Annotated in this window: 15 protein-coding genes and 3 pseudogenes; 4 read left to right on the top strand and 14 right to left on the bottom strand. The window is 65.5% G+C overall.

The window, feature by feature from the left end; genetic code table 11:
* Position 1: 1 nt before the first annotated feature.
* From CDN99_RS05550 to CDN99_RS05575, 6 genes and pseudogenes are all read right to left on the bottom strand, one after another.
* Positions 2–355, bottom strand: coding sequence for a cell division protein ZapA (locus CDN99_RS05550; RefSeq protein ID WP_088383494.1), 354 nt, complete (start codon positions 353–355; stop codon positions 2–4).
* A 110-nt stretch (positions 356–465) separates the two neighbouring features.
* Positions 466–654, bottom strand: a pseudogene (gene zapB / locus CDN99_RS05555) (cell division protein ZapB); the annotation flags it as partial.
* 165 nt (positions 655–819) lie between these two features.
* Positions 820–1,458, bottom strand: a complete 639-nt coding sequence (nth, locus tag CDN99_RS05560) for an endonuclease III (protein WP_088383496.1) — start codon at positions 1,456–1,458, stop codon at positions 820–822.
* Positions 1,459–1,472: 14 nt separating this feature from the next.
* Entirely contained in the window at positions 1,473–2,162 is a 690-nt protein-coding gene (rsxB, locus tag CDN99_RS05565; RefSeq protein ID WP_375134417.1) for an electron transport complex subunit RsxB, read from the bottom strand.
* Positions 2,159–3,472 carry a polyhydroxyalkanoate depolymerase gene (locus CDN99_RS05570; RefSeq protein WP_088383497.1) on the bottom strand — a complete coding sequence of 438 codons (1,314 nt, stop codon included), beginning with the start codon at positions 3,470–3,472 and terminating at the stop codon, positions 2,159–2,161. Before CDN99_RS05570 ends, rsxB begins: the two co-directional genes overlap by 4 nt.
* Before the next feature lie 266 nt (positions 3,473–3,738).
* Positions 3,739–4,941, bottom strand: a complete 1,203-nt coding sequence (locus CDN99_RS05575; protein WP_088383499.1) for an amino acid aminotransferase — start codon at positions 4,939–4,941, stop codon at positions 3,739–3,741.
* Positions 4,942–5,107: 166 nt separating this feature from the next.
* On the opposite strand from CDN99_RS05575, the gene uvrB reads away from it, so the two are divergent.
* Entirely contained in the window at positions 5,108–7,276 is a 2,169-nt protein-coding gene (uvrB, locus tag CDN99_RS05580) for an excinuclease ABC subunit UvrB (RefSeq protein WP_088383501.1), read from the top strand.
* Between the two features lie 138 nt (positions 7,277–7,414).
* Here uvrB and CDN99_RS05585 read toward each other — a convergent pair.
* From CDN99_RS05585 to CDN99_RS05605, 5 genes and pseudogenes are all read right to left on the bottom strand, one after another.
* A pseudogene (locus CDN99_RS05585) lies at positions 7,415–7,786 on the bottom strand (helix-turn-helix domain-containing protein); the annotation flags it as partial.
* A 3-nt stretch (positions 7,787–7,789) separates the two neighbouring features.
* Positions 7,790–8,098 carry a type II toxin-antitoxin system HigB family toxin gene (locus CDN99_RS05590; protein WP_088383503.1) on the bottom strand — a complete coding sequence of 103 codons (309 nt, stop codon included), beginning with the start codon at positions 8,096–8,098 and terminating at the stop codon, positions 7,790–7,792.
* A 213-nt stretch (positions 8,099–8,311) separates the two neighbouring features.
* Positions 8,312–8,632: a hypothetical protein gene (locus CDN99_RS05595; protein WP_088383505.1), complete on the bottom strand. Its 321-nt coding sequence runs from the start codon at positions 8,630–8,632 to the stop codon at positions 8,312–8,314.
* Between the two features lie 174 nt (positions 8,633–8,806).
* Positions 8,807–9,850, bottom strand: a complete 1,044-nt coding sequence (locus CDN99_RS05600) for an AraC family transcriptional regulator (RefSeq protein WP_088383507.1) — start codon at positions 9,848–9,850, stop codon at positions 8,807–8,809.
* A gap of 56 nt (positions 9,851–9,906) precedes the next feature.
* Entirely contained in the window at positions 9,907–10,728 is an 822-nt protein-coding gene (locus tag CDN99_RS05605) for an SDR family oxidoreductase (protein ID WP_088383509.1), read from the bottom strand.
* A gap of 253 nt (positions 10,729–10,981) precedes the next feature.
* Between CDN99_RS05605 and CDN99_RS05610 the strand changes: the two genes are divergently transcribed.
* Positions 10,982–11,287 (top strand): cyclic-phosphate processing receiver domain-containing protein, encoded by a 306-nt coding sequence (locus CDN99_RS05610; RefSeq protein ID WP_088383511.1) that lies wholly within the window; start codon positions 10,982–10,984, stop codon positions 11,285–11,287.
* Between the two features lie 334 nt (positions 11,288–11,621).
* On the opposite strand, the gene CDN99_RS05615 is transcribed toward CDN99_RS05610, so the two are convergent.
* The 3 genes and pseudogenes from CDN99_RS05615 to CDN99_RS28090 all read right to left on the bottom strand — a co-directional run bounded on the left by CDN99_RS05615 (position 11,622) and on the right by CDN99_RS28090 (position 15,421).
* Positions 11,622–12,488, bottom strand: coding sequence for a dienelactone hydrolase family protein (locus tag CDN99_RS05615; RefSeq protein ID WP_238139392.1), 867 nt, complete (start codon positions 12,486–12,488; stop codon positions 11,622–11,624).
* Positions 12,489–12,656: 168 nt separating this feature from the next.
* Positions 12,657–12,977: pseudogene (locus CDN99_RS05620) on the bottom strand (SDR family oxidoreductase); the annotation flags it as partial.
* Between the two features lie 233 nt (positions 12,978–13,210).
* Positions 13,211–15,421: a hypothetical protein gene (locus CDN99_RS28090; RefSeq protein WP_141100655.1), complete on the bottom strand. Its 2,211-nt coding sequence runs from the start codon at positions 15,419–15,421 to the stop codon at positions 13,211–13,213.
* 325 nt (positions 15,422–15,746) lie between these two features.
* Here CDN99_RS28090 and CDN99_RS05630 point away from each other — a divergent pair, with 325 nt between their 5' ends.
* Both CDN99_RS05630 and CDN99_RS05635 read left to right on the top strand, forming a co-directional pair.
* Positions 15,747–16,940, top strand: coding sequence for a DUF2252 domain-containing protein (locus tag CDN99_RS05630; protein ID WP_375134422.1), 1,194 nt, complete (start codon positions 15,747–15,749; stop codon positions 16,938–16,940).
* A complete protein-coding gene (locus tag CDN99_RS05635; protein WP_088383519.1) occupies positions 16,933–18,588 on the top strand; it encodes a SulP family inorganic anion transporter in 1,656 nt (551 codons plus the stop codon). Before CDN99_RS05630 ends, CDN99_RS05635 begins: the two co-directional genes overlap by 8 nt.
* Positions 18,589–18,617: the final 29 nt, after the last annotated feature.

Below are 18,617 nucleotides of genomic sequence, written 5' to 3' on the forward strand. Positions count from 1 at the left end.
ATCACAGCAGTTGCCCGTCTTGGACAAGGGCTTCGTCGAGCCGCTTCATCAACGCGTCAAGATCGGGTAGCGCCTCATTCGGCGTGCCCGCCGCGCCGCCCGCGCCACGCGTGTCACCGGCGCTTGCATCGGTTGCATCGCCGATCGGCGCGTTCGACGTGTCGCTGAGCGAATACGCCAGGTTCAGCGCCGCCAGCACCGCGATGCGCTCGCGGGCCTTGATGCGGCCGGCGTCGCGGATCGCGCACATTTCCTTGTCGACGCGCGACACGGCCTTGGCCAGCGCGGCCTCGCCGCCCTCGGGGCAGCCGAGCAGGTAGCTCTGGCCCATGATCGTGACTTCCATTTGCTTCATGCGCCGGTCTTTCGGGAATCGGGGGTATCGGTGCGGCCACCGTTGACATCGGCCTTGTCGGCCTTATGGGGCTTCTCCGCCGCCTCGGCGCCGTCGACCAGATCGACGACTTCCAGCGGCAGTCGGTCGAGCAGGGCATCCACCCGCGAGCGCGCCGCGGACAAACGCGAGCGCAGGCTGTCGCGCTCCAGCGTGAGTCCCTGCACCTGCTGTTCCAGCAGCGCGTTGGTGCGCTTCAACTCTTCGTGGCGCACCAGCAGGCGCTCCACGCGGTCGACGAGGTCGTTGATGCTAGACATGGCTTCCCAGGCAGGACGAAACGCGGAGATTGTAGGGGCCCGGTCCTGGCGCGCCCGGCGGGGTCGTAGCTGAAAGTAGCGCGTCGACCTCGTGATACGCGGGATGCACGCCTCGATTCGAGGAACGCGGCGACGGTGCCCGTCAGGCGTTCGTCGGCGGTTTCGTCAGAAGGCGGCAGTCATCGGCGCGCTGTCGCATTGGGCGACGACGGCGCAGCGCTCGCACAGCGGGCGGCGCGCCTGGCACACGTAGCGGCCATGCAGGATCAACCAGTGATGCGCGTCGACGAGGAACTCCGGCGGCACGCGCTTGAGCAGTTGCTGCTCGACCTCCAGCACGTTCTTTCCTGGCGCCAGTCCGGTGCGGTTGCCAACGCGGAAGATGTGGGTGTCGACGGCCATCGTCGCTTCACCGAAGGCGACGTTGAGCACCACGTTCGCCGTCTTGCGCCCGACGCCGGGCAGTGCCTCGAGCGCCTCGCGGCTGCGGGGGACTTCGCCGCCGTGTTGTTCGATCAGGATGCGGCAGGTTGCGTAGAGATTCTTCGCCTTGGTCCGGTACAGGCCGATCGTCTTGATGTAGTCGGCCAGGGTTTCCTCGCCGAGCGCCAGGATCTTGGCCGGTGTGTTGGCCACGACGAACAGCCGTCGCGTCGCCTTGTTGACGCCGACATCGGTCGCCTGCGCGGACAGCAGCACGGCGGCCAGCAGCTCGAAGACGCTGGCGTACTCCAGCTCGGTCTGCGGCGACGGATTGGCGGCGCGCAGGATCTCGAAGAACTCGCGGATCTGGGTTTTGTTCATGGCGAGCGAAGGTCTCAGGCGCCGCGTTTGGCACGGGCGCGGGCGAGCGCGGCCTCGATGACCGCGCGCTTGCGGTCGAGCTGGGCGGGCTCGGTGATGCGGGACGCTTCTTCCAGGTGGTCCAGCTTGTCCTGCGCCTTGGCCTGGAGGCGCTCGTCGTTCTCGCGCAGGTCGCGGGCGACGCGGATCTCGTGCCAGCGATATCGATCACGGGCGCGCGCGGCCTGCGCCTCGCTCCAGGCGGACCAGCCGGTGCGGCCGGGGGTGACGTCGGTCAGCGAGATGCAGTCCACCGGGCACACCGGGATGCACAGCTCGCAACCGGTGCAGTCGGCGTCAATGACGACGTGCATCAGCTTGTTGCTGCCGACGATCGCATCGACCGGGCAGGCCTTGATGCAGAGCGTGCAGCCGATGCACCAGTCCTCGTCGATGACGGCCAACTGGCGCGGGCCCTCGGCGCCGTGCTCGGGGTTGAGCGGCAACGGCGCGCGGGCCGTGAGCGCGGCCAGCCGCGCCACGCCCTCGGCGCCGCCGGGCGGGCACTGGTTGATGGCGGCCTCGCCGCGCGCGATCGCGTGGGCGTAGGAGTGGCAGTCTGGATAGCCGCAGCGCGTGCACTGCGTCTGCGGCAGGACCTGGTCCAGGCGCTGGACCAGGGTGTCGATGTCGATGGAGTCGGGCGGAAGGACGGTCGGATTCACTCGGACGATTTGCGCGATCGACGGGCCGGGCTGGCGGCACGTTTCGGCGCGGCTTGCTGGTGCAACGGGGCCGCATCGTACTTGGCGATGAAGTCGCGGACCACCGGGTAGACCTTCTCGCGCCAGCGACGGCCCGAGAAGATGCCGTAGTGGCCCGCGCCGATCGCGTCGTAGTGGAACTGGTCCTTCGCGCCGATGCCGCTGCACAGCTCGTGCGCCGCGCGGGTCTGGCCGGCGCCGGAGATGTCGTCCAGCTCGCCCTCGACCGTCAGCAGCGCTGTCTGGTGGATGTCCTGCGGGCGCACCAGCTGGCCGCGCACGTCCCAGGTGCCGTTGACCAGCGCGAAGTCCTGGAAGACCGTCTTGATCGTGTCGAGGTAGTACTCGGCCGGCATGTCCAGCACGGCGTTGTACTCGTCGTAGAAGCGGCGGTGGGATTCGGCGCTGTCGTCGTCGCCGCGGATCAGGTCGAGGAAGTAGTCGTAGTGCGAGGTCAGGTGGCGGTCCGGGTTCATCGCCACGAAGCCGGTGTGCTGCAGGAAGCCGGGATAGACCTCGCGGCCGGCGCCCGGGTAGGTGGTCGGGACGCGGTAGATGACGTTGTTCTCGAACCAGCTGTAGCTCTTGTTCATCGCCAGGTTGTTGACCGCCGTCGGGCTGCGGCGCGCGTCGATGGGACCGCCCATCATGGTCATCGAGCGCGGCGTGGTCTCGCCGTTGCTCGCCATCAGCGAGATCGCGGCCAGCACCGGCACCGTCGGCTGGCACACCGAGATCACATGGCAGTCCGCGCCGATGTGGCGGATGAACTCCTGGACGTATTCGATGTAGTCGTCGAGGTGGAACGGACCCGCCTCCAGCGGCACCATGCGCGCGTCGGTCCAGTCGGTGATGAAGACCTTGTGGTCCTTGAGCAGCTGCTTCACGGTCTCGCGCAGCAGCGTGCTGTGGTGGCCGGACAGCGGCGCGACGACCAGCACCGTGGGCTGCGCCTTCATCTTGCCCAGCACGTCCAGGTCATCGGTGTAGCGCTTGAAGCGCAGCAGCCGGCAGAACGACTTCTCCAGCGCGACCAGTTCCTGCACCGCCACTTCGACGCCGTCGACCGGCACGCCGCGGATGTCGAACTCCGGCTTCTCGTACTCCTTGGCCAGGCGGTGCATCAGGTCCAGGCCGGCCGACACGCGATGCGACAGCGGCGTGTGCGTGAACGGCGACAACGGGTGGCTGTACAGCTTGGCCGACGCGCCGGCGAACTCGGCGAAGGGGCTCAGGAGCGCGCGTTGGGTTTCGTAAAGCTGATAGAGCATGGCGACCTCGGGAGGGGGAGGGAGGCTGTGGGAATTGAGAACGGCAAACGCTCGAAGGCGCCCGGGACCCGTTGTGCAATGCAGCAATTCTAGGTCCCGGCTGTCTCAAGTGTGTGTCGCCGCACACTGGAGCGCCGTCATCAGGGTGACTCCGAACTGCTGAAATCGCCATAAATGCGCAGGGCCGGCCCGCTTTTCGCGAGGCCGGCCCTGGGGATGGACATGCGCGGGCGATCAGCGACCGCCGCGTGGAGGTGTCCGCGTGCTCAGCCTTTCTTGACCGCCGCGATGGCGGCGGCGACCGGCTTGAGGTTCTTGCTGTTCAGCGCGGCGACGCAGATGCGGCCGGAATCGACGCCGTAGACGCCGAACTCGCTGCGCAGGCGCTGCATCTGCTCGGCGGACAGGCCGCTGTAGCTGAACATGCCCTTCTGGCGGGTCACGAAGCTCAGGTCCTCGGTGATGCCGGCGGCTCGCAGCTCGGTGACGAGCGCCTCGCGCATCTGGCGGATGCGCACGCGCATGCCGGCCAGTTCCTCCTCCCACTGGGCGCGCAGCGCGGGCGTCGACAGCACGGTGGCCACGACTTGCGCGCCGTGCGTCGGCGGGTTGGAGTAGTTGGTGCGGATGACGATCTTGAGCTGGCTCAGCACCTTCGCGGTCTCGTCGGCGGTGGCGCAGACGACGCTCAGGGCGCCGACGCGCTCGCCGTACAGCGAGAAGCTCTTGGAGAAGCTGGTCGAGACGAAGAAGTCCAGGCCGGCGCCCAGGAACTGCTGGATCACCGCGCCGTCCTCGGCGATGCCCTCGCCGAAGCCTTGATAGGCCATGTCCAGGAAGGCGACCAGGCCGCGCGCGCTGACGGCCTCGACGACCTGCGCCCACTGCGCGGGCGTCAGGTCGTAGCCGGTCGGGTTGTGGCAGCAGGCGTGCAGCACGACGACGGTGCCGGCCGGGGCGGCGGTCAGCGCGGCCAGCATGGCGGGGAAGTCGATGCCGCGATGGGCGGCGTCGTAGTAGGGGTAGGTCTCGACCGTGAAACCGGCGTTGGTGAACAGCGCGCGGTGGTTTTCCCAGGACGGATCGGAGATCAGCACCTTGGCCGCGGGGTTCAGCCGCTTCAGGAAGTCCGCGCCGATCTTCAGGCCGCCGGTGCCGCCCAGGGCCTGCACGGTCGCGACACGCCTGGCGCGCAGCACCTCGGCGTCCTGGCCGAAGACCAGCGCCTGCACGGCCTGGTCATAGGCCACGATGCCGTCGATCGGCAGGTAGCCGCGCGGCTTGGGGGCGGCCTGCATCTGCGCCTCCGCGGCGGCCACGCAGGCCAGCAGCGGCAGCTTGCCGTTGTCGTCGTAATAGACGCCCACGCCCAGGTTGACCTTGTCGGGATTCGTGTCGGCGTTGAATTGCTCGTTCAGACCCAGGATGGGGTCGCGGGGGGCCATGGCGACGGCGGCGAACAAGGACATGGGAACGTTCCTGACAGTGCGTTGGCAAGAGAGGGGAAGGCGGTGACCGGTGAAAGCGGTCCGGCTGCGCTACGCTGTCGTGTTCTGACGCCAGCGGCGCCCCGAGGCGCCCAGCGAAGCCTGCCGATTGTAGGCAGGGAATGGGCCTTGCCCCTGGGAAACCCTGATGACCCGATCCACCGCCGCCACGCCCGAAACCCCCGTCGCCAAGGGCCGAAAAGCCGCTTTGGCAGACACGGCCGACACCGTCGTGGCCGAGCCGCCGAAGGGCGAATTCGTCTCTTTCGAAGGCTCGCCGTTCCAGCTGTTCCAGCCCTATCCGCCGGCCGGCGACCAGCCGACCGCCATCCAGCAACTGGTCGAGGGCGTCCAGGACGGCGAGAGCTTCCAGACCCTGCTCGGCGTGACCGGCTCGGGCAAGACCTTCACGATGGCCAACACGATCGCGCGGCTGGGCCGCCCGGCGATCGTCTTCGCGCCCAACAAGACGCTGGCCGCGCAGCTGTACAGCGAGTTCCGCGAGTTCTTCCCGAAGAACGCCGTCGAGTACTTCGTCAGCTACTACGACTACTACCAGCCCGAGGCCTACGTGCCGCAGCGCGACCTGTTCATCGAGAAGGACAGCGCGATCAACGAGCAGATCGAGCAGTTGCGCCTGTCCTGCACCAAGAGCCTGCTGGAACGGCGCGACGTGGTGATCGTGGCGTCGGTGTCGGCGATCTACGGCATCGGCAACCCGAGCGACTACCACCAGATGGTCATGACGCTGCGCGTCGGCGACAAGGTCGGCCAGCGCGACGTGATCGCGCAGCTGGCGCGGATGCAGTACACGCGCAACGAGACCGAATTCACCCGTGGCCACTTCCGCGTCCGCGGCGACACCATCGACGTCTTCCCCGCCGAGCATTCGGAGCTGGCGCTGCGCATCGAGCTGTTCGACGACGAGGTCGAAGGCCTGCTGCTCTTCGACCCGCTCACCGGCCACATCCGCCAGAAAATCCCGCGCTTCACGGTCTACCCGTCCAGCCATTACGTGACGCCGCGCGACCGCGTGGTGGCCGCGATCGAGACCATCAAGGAAGAGCTGCGCGAGCGTGTCGCGTTCTTCATCAAGGAAGGCAAGCTGGTCGAGGCGCAGCGCCTGGAGCAGCGCACCCGCTTCGACCTGGAGATGCTGCAGGAGGTGGGGCACTGCAAGGGCATCGAGAACTACACCCGGCACCTGTCGCAGGCCGCGCCGGGCGATCCGCCGCCCACGCTGGTGGACTACCTGCCGCCCGACGCGCTGATGTTCCTGGACGAGAGCCATGTGCTGATCGGCCAGTTCAGCGCCATGTACAACGGCGACCGGGCGCGCAAGAGCACGTTGGTGGAATTCGGCTTCCGCCTGCCGTCCGCGATGGACAACCGGCCGCTGAAGTTCGAGGAGTACGAGCGCAAGATGCGCCAGGCCATCTTCGTCAGCGCGACGCCGGGCGACTACGAGAAGCGCCAGGCCGGCGCGGTGGTGGAGCAAGTGGTGCGGCCGACCGGCCTGGTCGATCCGGTGGTCGAGGTCCGGCCCGCGGTGCATCAGGTCGACGACGTGTTGCAGGAGATCCGCGATCGCGTCGAGATCAACGAGCGGGTGCTGATCACGACGCTGACCAAGCGCATGGCCGAGCAGTTGACGGAGTACCTGAGCGACAACGGCGTCAAGGTCCGCTACCTGCATTCGGACGTGGACACGGTGGAGCGGGTGGAGATCCTGCGCGACCTGCGGCTGGGGACCTTCGACGTGCTGGTGGGCATCAACCTGCTGCGCGAGGGCCTGGACATTCCGGAGGTCTCGCTGGTGGCGATCCTGGACGCGGACAAGGAAGGCTTCCTGCGCGCCGAGCGCAGCCTGATCCAGACGATCGGCCGCGCGGCTCGGAACGTCAACGGCAAGGCCATCCTGTACGCGGATCGCATCACCGAATCGATGAAGAAGGCCATCGGCGAGACCGAACGTCGCCGCGCCAAGCAGATCGAGTTCAATACCGCCAACGGCATCACGCCGCGTGGTGTCGTCAAGCGGATCAAGGAGCTGATCGAAGGTGTCTACAGCGACAAGCCGGGCCGCGACGACGCCAAGGTGATCCACGACGCCGCCGAGGTCGAGGCGATGAGCGAGAAGGACCTGGGCAAGCGCATCACGCAGCTGGAGAAGCAGATGCTGGAGCATGCGCGCAACCTCGAATTCGAGAAGGCGGCGCGCTTGCGCGATCAGCTGGCGCAGCTCAAGGAGCAAGCCTTCGGCGCCGCGGTGCACGACAACATCGTGCCGATCACGGCGGGGAAGGGTGGGAGGTGAGATTGGCGGGCGGCCGGGGTGGCGCTCGCCGGGATTTCAAGCGGGGGCCGGGGCGGCTTTGTGTGGCCCCCGCGGTTTTCTAGTCTTGGTGGCCGCTCGCGGAGGAGGGGCCTTGCTTGCCCCCGCTTTCGGCGGCGGTGCGGGGGGCATCGACTCGTTCAGGAGCACGTCGCCTGGGATGGACAGTCCCTTGCGCAGCTTGCGCATCATCGCCAGCGTCAGCGGACGGGTGTGATTCAGCACCTCATAGACGCGGTTCGTCGCGCCGATGTACAGCGTCATGTCCTGAATGGACAGTCCGTTCTGTTCCATGCGGAATTTGATCGCCTCGATCGGATCGGGCGGGTCGATCGCGTGATGCTTGCTCTCGTAGGCCTCGACCAGCGCCAGTAGAACTTCGAATCGATCGCCTTCGGCCGTTCCGCGGCGAGGCGGATCGTTGAACAGCCGGGAGACCAACTTCAGCGTGGCCTTGTAGTCGGCCTCATTGCGAATGGGGCGGATGTGCATGGTTCACTCCATCTCTATGGTCGCGGCGTCGATCTTGTCGTACTGCGCGTGCGTACCAATGAACTTCACGTAGACCGAGGCGTAGTCATAGGCGACGGCGACCACGAGCCGGTAGTCGTTGCCCTTGATGTTGAAGACCACTCGGTTGTTGCCAACGAAGCTGGCGTTCCGATACTGGATCTTGATGTCCTGAGGCGAGTTCCACGACGCGCGGGATGCCTCGGCATACCAAGCCTTGAGCGGCTGTTCGGCAGTCCGATGAGATCTGAGACTCCAGAAGTCCGCCAGCGTCTTGCGGGCAACGATGTTCATGGGCGGCGTTGGAAGCGCGGCAGTCCATGATAGTCCCAATTTGGGACTATGGCAACGAAGTGCGCCGGTGATGACGCTCGGGCGGGAGCCCACTGGCGCGGTGCAAGGAGCACTCGTTCGGCGCCGTAGGCCACGACGACATCGTGCTGATCACGGCGGGGCGGACGGGAGGTGAGGCGGGCGGCCGGGGTGGCGCTCGCCGGGATCCCGAGCCTATTGGAGGATCTGCGTGGAGTTCGGTACTGCGCGCGCTGCGCTTGCGCCGGCGCAGTCGCCGTATTCGAAGAAGCGCAGCATCACCTGTTTGTTCGCCGCGAGTGCCGCGGTCACCACGGCCAGGCGCGCTTTCGCTCCACTGTCATTCGCAGGCCCCAGACGAAAGTCCATGTTGTTGAGGGTGACGATCAGGTAACCCTCTTGGGCGCCGTATTCGCCGACCTTCGTGGCCTGCGGGATGCCGGTGCAATTCGTCTCGGCCAATGCCGGCGTCGACGCCAACGCCGTCATGCCAATGGCCATCAGCAATGCCTTCATGGTTCCTCCCTGTTGCGGTGAATAAACCTCGCCGGCCTCTCGATTGGAGGCGGTCAAGTGAAGGCGTTGCTTATACCAGCCATGAAACGGCGCCCGTCAATTCGATCGGGCTCGGCGCTAACTTGGCTCACGGCCCTGGTATTTCATGAAGATCGTTCGGGGTCTCGCAGAAGCCTAGGTCCCCGACACTTCGCGTGCTTCGGCAATCGACGCGATCCTTTCACCTGATTCATGCCCGCGCCGCACCCGATCCGGCGTCGACCCGGTCCATCCCCGGAACGCCCGATGGAATGAGTTCGACTCGTCGAATCCCAGCAGGAACGATATCTCGGCGATGGGCAGCGCCGTCTTCTCCAGATAGTGACGCGCCAGCGCCTCGCGTGTGCCGTTCAGGATCTGCTGGAAGCTTGTGCCCTCGGCATCGACGCGCCGCTGCAGCGTGCGTCGGCTCATCCCCAGCTTGTGAGCGATGTCCTCGATGGTGACGAGGCCGCTTGGCAGCCCTTCGAACAGGGCTGCGCGGACGCGCTGGGTCGTCGTCGCCTGTGCATCGAGGTGGGACAGGCGCTGTCGCAGCTCGGGCTCGAACGCCGTCCAGAGCGGCTCGTTCGATGTCAGGAAAGGCCAAGTGGCGTCAGCGTTCGCGAAGCTGACGAAGTGCCTCTCGCCGCGGACCGGCCGGACGCCCAGGAACTCCTCGTAGGGCGCGATGGGCGATGGCAACTCCTGCGTCTGCACCGCGACCGGCCGGATGGTCTCGCGCGTGCCCATGCGCGCAAGCGTCACGCAGAACAGCAGCTCCATCACCACCAGCGACGCGGGTGGCGATACCGCAGGGTCCAGCCACGAGAACTCGAGGGTCGTCAGGCCGTCCGCCTGGGTGACGTCCAGGCGCATCGGCGCGATCAGCGTCTTGTAGCGCCCAATGCGCTGCGCGGCCACGAGCATGTTCGGGCTGCACAGCGCTGCGAACAACACCGGCGAGAACGACTCGCTGCAGATGGCGCGGCAGAGCCTCAGGGGCAGCAGCGGATCGCCCACCGCGGCCTCGATGCTGTTCCAGAGCCGGTAGAAGTCGGCGGACGCGAGCCGGACGGAGGGCTGAAGCAACAGATCGTCGGGAAGACCCGCCACGCGCAGGACGTCGGCAGGGACGACGCCGAGATCCTTCAGCACCGTTCGCCAGGTGGTGTCGAGTGCGTATCCGGCGGATTCCATGGGTGCGGTGCTCTACTCATGCGCGGCATGCGCCATCGGCGCATGCCGGGGTGCGCTCACGCGCCGATGGAGAATTGTGCCTTCATGCCGCCGAAGAACGCGGCATCGTCCGCTACGCGACGCGTCGCGAGTATCCGGATGGCATCCTCGCCAGCCTCGAAGCGAAGCCGGTCGCCGATGTCCGTCGCCGCGGCGTAGATCACCTCGGCGATCTGTTCCGGCCGCGAGCCGTTCGCCATCATCGGGCCCATCGCGCCCAGCACCGATTGCACCAGCGGTTGATAGGCGTCGAGCGCGAGGTCGTTGTTGAAGTCGAGCGAGCGGCCGCCGAAGTCCGTCAGGGTGACACCGGGCTCGACGACCCTCACGTGCACACCCAGGGGAGCCAGCTCGTACTGCAACGCTTCGGACAGCCCTTCGACCGCAAACTTCGTCCCGTGATAGAGCGAACCGAGCGGAAAGGCCATGCGGCCGCCCATCGACGAGACGTTGACGATGGTGCCGGCGCGGTGCTCGCGGAAGTGCGGCAACACGGCCTGCGTGGTCGCCAGAAGGCCGAGCACGTTGACGTCGAACTGGCGGCGGATCTTTTCCGCCGGTGTCGCCTCAAGCGGTCCGAAGACACCGTAGCCGGCATTGTTCACGAGCACATCGATGCCTCCGAAGCGCGCGATGCCGGCGTCGACCGCCGCGCGGATCGAGTCGGCCTCCTGCACGTCGAGTCGTGCGAGAAGCATGCGGTCGAGTTGACCGAACTCCGTTTCGCGCTCAGGCGTGCGCATGGTGGCAATCACGTTCCATCCTTTCGCATGGAAGTGCTTGGCGGTCGCGCGGCCAAGGCCGCTGGAGGTTCCGGTGATAAGTACGGTGCGGGTCATGGCTGGGGGCTCCGTTGCAAGAGCCTTCAGCGTACGGACCTCGCGACGCCAGCACAGTGGCAATCCGCGCCAATCGGCAATCCGATCGCGCCATTCAATTGCCTTGCGCCAGTACCTGGACGTAAGACCAGAGCAATTTAGCCGGCCTGAACGCGAGCGCTTTTCAGCGGCCACATTGGGCCGGATACGGATGACGGCCTGGCGATGGAGCCGGCCTTCACGAGGCCCCCGCTCCGCTGCCAGAATCCACCTCATGCGAGTTTTCCTGGACGATGAGCGGAGCACTCCGGCGGGTTGGGTCCGAGCCTATTGGCCGGATGAGGTGATCGACCTGCTCGGAACAGGCAGGGTGGTGGAGCTCAGTCTCGATCACGACCTGGGAAACGACGAGCGCGGGACGGGGTATGACGTGGTGCTCTGGATCGAGGAGGCCGTGGCACTTCATGGCTTCCAGCCACCCCTCATCCGGGTCCATTCCGCCAATTCGTCGGCCCGAGAGAAGATGGAAGCCGGCATTCGGTCCATTGAGCGACTGGTACGGGAGCGGCTCGTCGGATGACGGCCTTATATCAGCTTGGCGATATGCGCCTTGCTGGCGCTGGCGAATTGGCCGGGGTTGATGCGCGCGATGAGGAGCCGGGGTTCGTTCTCCTTCGCGCCCCCCTTCCTCGTTGGCGCTCTTGCCAGCCTCCTGCTCGCATTGCATCCGGGGGAGGGGGCGAATGCCTATTGGTGGATACCGTTGCTGCTCGATCCAAGCATTGCATTTGCTCTATGGGGCGGCGTGCTCAATCACCTGAAGCGCCGCGTTCAGCGCAGGCGCTGACGAAGAGTGGCGGAACGCGGTCAGGTCGACCCCGCGCCTGGTCAGATGGCCGCGCCACCAAGACACATCACGAAGTGCCCGGCGTCGCTCCTTCAGGGGCCTTCATCTCCTGCAAAAACCTCAACACCCGCCGCTTCGCATCTTCCCGCGCCTCTGGATTCGGCGCCGTGGTGACACCCTGTCCCGGATGCACGCCATTGGGCACCTCGGTCCTTACTCGCTGGCGCGTGATGCCCGGGTTGTCGAAGTCGTGGTACGTGCCGGGATAGGTGACGATCTCCATCGGACCGCCACGCGCGCGCACCGCGGCGGTGAGCGCCTCGCAGGGCGCGGCCGGAGTCCAATCGTCCGATTCGCCGATGAGGACGAGCAGCGGCGCGTACGGATCGAACGCTGCGGGCCGCTTGGCCGCGGCCGAGCAGCCCGGATAGAACGCCACTGCGCGGGCGAAACCCGCGTCCTGCGTCGGTCGCCGCTTGATCGTCGCGAGCACCGTGCTGCCGCCATGCGACCAGCCGAGCACCGCCACCTGCTTCGCATCGATGTCGCTTCGCGCTCGCATGAACGCGAGGGCCGCATAGGCATCGCCCGCGCGGTCGACGTCCTTCAGCGAGCGCTCGGCGTACTTCTGCGTGCAGATCTCCTTGACCCCGCGCGAGGTGAAGCTGTCGAGCATGAGCGCCACGTAGCCGTTGGCCGCGAGCAAGTCGCCCCACATGAGGTGGCGTGCATTCAGGGCGCCGCTGCGTGCATAGGCGCCGCCGCAGCCGTGCAGCATGACGACCGCGGGATGCGGCCCCGGCGTGGCGGGCTCGAACAGATAGGCCACGAGTGGCGCGGGTGACGAAGACAGCCCGGCCGTGGGGACCGCGACCTGAATCGGCTCCGCGCGTGCCAGCGTGACGGCGGCGAGAAGGAGAAATGCGGTGAGCAAGCGACTTGTCATGTGTGCTTCAGATCGTTGGGTCGGCGTGCCATGGGGCACACGCCCGCAAGCATCGCAAATGCGCATGGTGGGGCGTGTGTGTTGCGACTCGATTGCCGTCGGGCGCCTTCGCCATGAATCGGCGAGAGGGCGATCGCGGCGCCCCTCGTGTGCGCGTCAGAAGGCGCTCTTGACGACGCCCCCGTCTACCCGAAGTGCCGCACCCGTGGTCGCCGATGCCACCGGGCTCGCCACATAGGCCACGAGCGACGCCACCTCCTGCGGCGACGCGAACCGCTTGATCAACGAAGTGGGGCGCATGTTCTCGAAGAATTCCGCTTCCACTTGCTCGAAGCTTTTGTCGCTCGACCGCGCCATGCCTTCGACGAAGTCGCCGACGCCGCGCGATTTCGTGGGGCCAGGCAACACGCCAGAGGGATCCAGCTCCGTCCGCACGAGCGGCTGTTGAAGCGAGACGGGCAACTGTTCCAGGTCGGTGCCGATCTGCAGCTTGCCGGCGCTGTGCAAGCCGACGCGCCAGGTCTCCGCCATTACGGCGACGGGCCCGACGGTCAAGGCAACGACAACGGCGGCCTGAAGGATCGATCTGAATGCGTGGCGGGCCATGATTCCCGTTTTCGGAGGAGTTGCGATTTGCGATGAAGTTGAGCTCTGCCGAAAATCAATGCCATACATCGTCACGGTGGCGAGGAGCTCGCACGGAGCTTGCATCAGACGGTTTGGTGCCAAGACAGAACTTCATCCAGGATGGCTCGCCTGACGATGTTTGCGTCCTTGCCACGAATTAGGAAATCGATGATCGCTCCTTTTGGCGCGAGGATTGAATAGATGTCAATCGCGCTCAATCGCCATCTTGTGATGAGCGTGTCACCGCCATTGAGCATCTCGGTTCGTGTCGCCATTGCCTCTCGATTTTTGTATGCAATTTGGACGTAGGAATCATGCGTCTCCACGATCTTTGAAATCCGTCCGGCCTCCCGGATGTCGATTCCCTGCGCTGCTCTGATCATGAGGCGAAAATTGATCTCCAGCCCTGAGTCCGAATAGTCGTACGTCGCCGGGGATATGAGATCCAAGTTCCCGGTGCTCTTGTAGGCGAGCTCCAACCTGTCCATCTGATATTCAATCATCGCTTCGGGTCGCTCGTGAAACAGGCGCCTGTGCTTTGCCGACAGCTTGAGCAAGGTCTGCATTACAAGCAGCTTGTCACAGTCGGTTCCGATCAATACTTCGGCAGCCCGAAGGCGACGCTCGGGATCTGTCGTTTTCAACGCACGGACTAAAACTTCGCGTACTCGATCAGGAGCGACACGCCAAATCAGCATGCAACGATCTGACGATATGCCAAGCCCATCCAAGTAACGCGTGAGCATCGAGGAAAGCATTTCCATGCACGGATTTCCCAGCGATGCAATGAGAGTCCGCAGAGCTTGCTCTTGGGGTTGTCCCGCTGATTCCAGAATTACTTCGAGCAATTTGGTGTTCAGCGCGTCATGGATGGCGCATTGAACGTCGGTTCTGTCTGCAATGTGCAGTAACCCTCGCGCTGCTACAAGGCGATCCGCGGTACGGCGCTTGAGCATTGCGACTAGATGCGGAACCGCGGCTTGTCGTTCGATTGCTAGGCGTGATAGCGCCAGGATCTCGGCGTTCATTTCCCTATCTGCATTGATTTCAATTCTGAGAATCAACGCGGCCAGGGCGCCCGCGCCGCCGAGGTGGATATTATCGAGCGCAATACGATCGTCTACGTGGGCGACTACCGCCTCTGCTGTGACCGGGCTTTTTGGGAAGTTGGCGACGAGGAGTTTCAATGCAATTCGTCTGCATTCTCGTGTCGAGTTTGAATCAGCCAAGCATTGCTCTATGGGGCCGATTGAAGAGTCTGTGAGATGCTCAAACTTCAGCAGTGCGCGCAGTGCAACTTCTTTGGAGGATGGGTCGCCAAGCCTGATCAATTGTTGATAGAGATGTTCTCTATTTGGCACTGGAATCGTCGAAAAACTTGGATCCGCTTTCACGAGCGCCACCAGATTTTCGAGGGCAAGCTTTACATGGTCAACATTCGATTCCAGCCTGTCGACGCCCGACTTGATTTCTGTCGATGAGTTGGCTATTCCGGAAATTTCTGCGCGAAGCTCTTCTTGTCGGAGTAGATTTGTCGCCCCGTCTTGGATGATCTTCAGCGCCGATAATTCTGACAGAAGGTCCTCTTGATTTTGCTCGATAGTGCGAATTGCATCTAGAACGGTTGTACCCAGGGTCGTGGTGGACTGGCCAATAGAGAACAGATATGAGACGGTCGTTTCGTGACGACTTGTGCTCTTGATCAGCTGTGCAAATTTGGAGAAAACCAGATCTCCGAAGCTCTGTGATTGTTGATTTCCAGCGATCAGAATGCGCCCGTTCGCGGCGTCCTGAAATAAGATGGGGATTTCATGCGGAAGGCGATTTGTCAATTCAGCCAAGACTCCGCTGAACGAAAGGCTGACTTCGGTATTTGGCTCTGTGGGAGTAAATCCAGACAGCTCGGCGGATCCTTGTAGTACGCTCTTGATATGTCGGTCAATTGGCGAGTCTTTTAGTTTTACTTCAACTTCCTGTGCCTCCGTACGAACGTTCTTCGCAACCGAAGTGAACTCCTTGATCAATTCGCCAACGTACGTCGGGCCGTGCAAGGCGTGTGATGGCCAAGGGGCTTCCAGCGTCGGTCGGATTGCATCGAATATTTCCAATGAAGCTTCCGCCCATGAAATGCGCAGTGCGCGCATCAGATCTTCATTTGGCGGGAACTTCCTCAGTCCGAGACTGTCTTGAATCATCGATGCGATGCGGTCGCGCTTCGGGCGAAACCTCTCCAGCTTTGAGGCCGCCAGCATCAGTCCAACAATCTTTTGAACAAACGATATGGTTTCGTTCATTTATGTCTTCAGATTGAGCAATTGATGGTCGGCGCGATACGGCTGAAATGAGCCGAGGCGGGGCCTTCGGGCGGCCCCACAAGAGGCTGGACAGGTCTGAAGACATGGCGGTCCATGACTCCCTTTCCGGAGGAACGGCAATTCGTGGCGGAGATAGGCGCTCGGCAACGCATGCTACCGATGGGTGGCCGATCCGCAACCGAAGGAATCTTCCGAAAAGCTGGCCCGCAGGTGAAGCCTCGGTTAACCCCAACGATCCCGAGCCTCCGGCGGTTAGAGTCGAGCATCCAACAAGATGACTCAAGGGAGGGCCGCCTTGAACGTCGTGCGACGAATCCAGACCTTCAACGCCGGGCGCGACCCCGAGCGCCTGCAGCTGAAGTACCAGGCCCTGCGCGGCAGCACGTTCAGATTCCTGCGCGGCACCTGTCACCTGTTCTATGAACGCCTGCCGCGCGGCGACGTCTTCAAGACGGCGCCGGCCGTCTGGGTCTGCGGCGATCTGCATTTGGAGAACGTCGGCAGCTACAAGGCGGACAACCGGCTCACCTACTTCGATCTGAATGACTTCGACGAGGCCGCGCTGGCTCCGGCTTCCTTCGATCTGGTGCGTTACCTGAGCAGCATCCGCATCGCCGCCGAGGAATTGGCCATCGGCCCCGATGACGCACAGGCGCTGTGCCAACGCTTCCTGGATGCCTACGCCGGGGCGCTGGCTGCCGGCAAGGCCTACTGGGTCGAGCGCGATACCGCCAGCGGCCTGGTGCGCGACCTGCTGGAAGGCTTGCGCGGGCGCCAGCGCGCGGCGTTCCTCGATGCCCGCAGCGCGATGGGCAAGGGCCGCCAGCGGGTGCTGAAGATCGACGGCAAGCGCGCGCTGCCCGTCAGCCCGGTGCAGCGCGAGCTGATCACCGCCTTCATGCACGGGTTCGCGCATTCGCAGCCCAACGCGAGCTTCTACAAGGTGCTGGACGTGGCGCGGCGCATCGCCGGCACCGGCAGCCTCGGCGTGGACCGGTACGCGATCCTGGTCGAAGGCAAGGGCTCGCCCGACGGCAATTACCTGCTCGACTTGAAGCAGGCATTGCCGTCCTGCCTGATCCCGCACTTGAGGCTGCCCCAGCCGGCATGGAGCACCGAGGCCTGCCGCGTCGTGGCGTTGCAGCGGCGGGAGCAGGCGGTGTCGATGGCCTTCCTGCAGCCGGTGATGATGGACGACCGGCCCTATGTGCTGCGCGGCCTGCAGCCGAGCGAGGACCGCGTGGCGCTGAGCGGCTCGCCCCGGGGCAGGGCGGGGCTGGCCGACCTGGTCGAGGTGACCGGCCGCATCGTCGCCTGGGCGCAGTTGCGCAGCGCGGGGCGGCAAGGCTCCGCCACGGCCGACGAACTGATCGACTTCGCGCGCAAGCGCAAGTGGAAGGCGCAATTGCTGGACGCCTCGCAGGAATGCGTGGCGCGCCTGCACGAGGACGCGACGATCTACAACGAAGCCTTCGACGACGGGGCCTTCCGTGTTTGACGGGCAAGACCCGGCCCCGGGGACATCGGCGGCGCTCTGGCGCGACCTCGGCGCGGGCCTGTGCATCGCCGGCCTGCTGTTGCCCGAGGCGGTGGCCTATGCGGGCCTGGCCCGCGTGCCGGTCACGCAGGCGCTGACGGCGGCCATGGCCGGCCTGGCGCTGTATGCCGTCTTCGGGCGCAGCCGCTTCGCCATCGTCGCGCCGACCTCGTCCACCGCCAGCCTGGCCGCGGCGGCCGTGCTCTCCGTGGGCGGACCGGTGCCTTATGGCGAAGCCTTCCTGGCTCTGGTGCTGCTGGCGGGCCTGATGATGCTGGCGCTGGGGTACGCGCGGCAGGGCGCCTTGTCCGGTTTCGTCTCGCGCCCCGTGCTGCGCGGCTTCGCCTTCGCGCTGGCCATCACCATCGTGATCAAGCAGTTGCCCGATGCCTTGGGCCTTGTGCTTCCACCGGGCACCGGCGGCGACCCGCTGCATGTGCTGCTGTATGCCCTCTCACATCCGACGGCCTGGCACCTGCCGAGTCTGGCGGTGGCGCTGCTGGCCGGCGCCGTGGTCACCGTGCTGCGGCGTTGGCCGCAGGTGCCGGCGGCGATGCTGGTCATCGTGCTCGCCATCGTGGCGGCCTGGCAGTTGGGCATCACGACGAGATTCGGCGTGGCCGAGGTGGGGGCCTTCCAGCGTCCGGGCCTGCACTTGAGCCTGCCCCGGTTGCCGCTGTCCGAATGGCTGCGGCTGGCCGAGCTGGCCTTCGGCCTGGTGGTGCTCGTGATCGCCGAATCGTGGGGCAGCATGCGCAGCCTGGCGCTGGCCCGCGGGGACACGCTGGACCCCAACCGCGAGCTGATGGCGCTGGGCGCTTGCAACGTGGCCGCCGGGCTGCTGCAGGGCATGCCGGTGGGAGCGGGGTTCTCGGCCACCTCGGCCAACGCCGCGGCGGGCGCCGTCAGCCGCCTCGCCGGCGTGGTGGCGCTGATCGTCATCACGCTGGCGCTGGTGTTGGCCTTGCCGGCGCTGCATCTGCTGCCGCGGCCGGTGCTGGCGGTGGCCGTGATCAGCGCGTTGTGGCATGCGCTGAATCCGCGCCCGCTGCTGGACCTCTGGCGCATGAACCGGGACCGCGCGCTGCTCGTCGCCGCGGTGGCGGCGGTGCTCGTCCTGGGCGTGCTCTACGGCATGCTGGTGGCGATCGCGCTGTCGGTCGTCGGCGCGCTGCGGCGCTTCAGCCAGCCGGTCGTGCATGAGCTGGGCGAGCTGGGCGACACGCGGAACTTCGTGATGCTGGACGAGCATCACCCCGGCGCAACCGGTCTGCCCGGCCTGCTGATCCTGCGGCCCGAGGAGCCGCTGTTCTTCGCCAGCGCCGACCGCGTGGCGGCGGAGGTCCGCAGGCGCGTCGAGGGCCACGCGGCGCTGAACGTGCTGGTGCTGAGCCTGGAGGAGAGCGCCGACCTGGACAGCACCGCCGTCGAGTGCCTGCTGGAACTGGACCGGTGGCTGGCGGCGCGCGGCGTCCGCCTGGTGCTGTCACGCGTCAAGGAGCCCGTGCGGGCGCTGCTGGCGGGCTGGGATCCACACGGACTGGGCGACGAGGATCGGCTGTTCTGGAGCGTGGCGGACGCGGCCCGGCAGGCGCCAAAGAGCGCCTGAGCCCAGGTCGCTTCGACGCATCGTGCATG

Origin of the sequence: Roseateles aquatilis (genome assembly GCF_002205645.1) — a bacterium.
GTDB lineage: Bacteria > Pseudomonadota > Gammaproteobacteria > Burkholderiales > Burkholderiaceae_C > Roseateles > Roseateles aquatilis.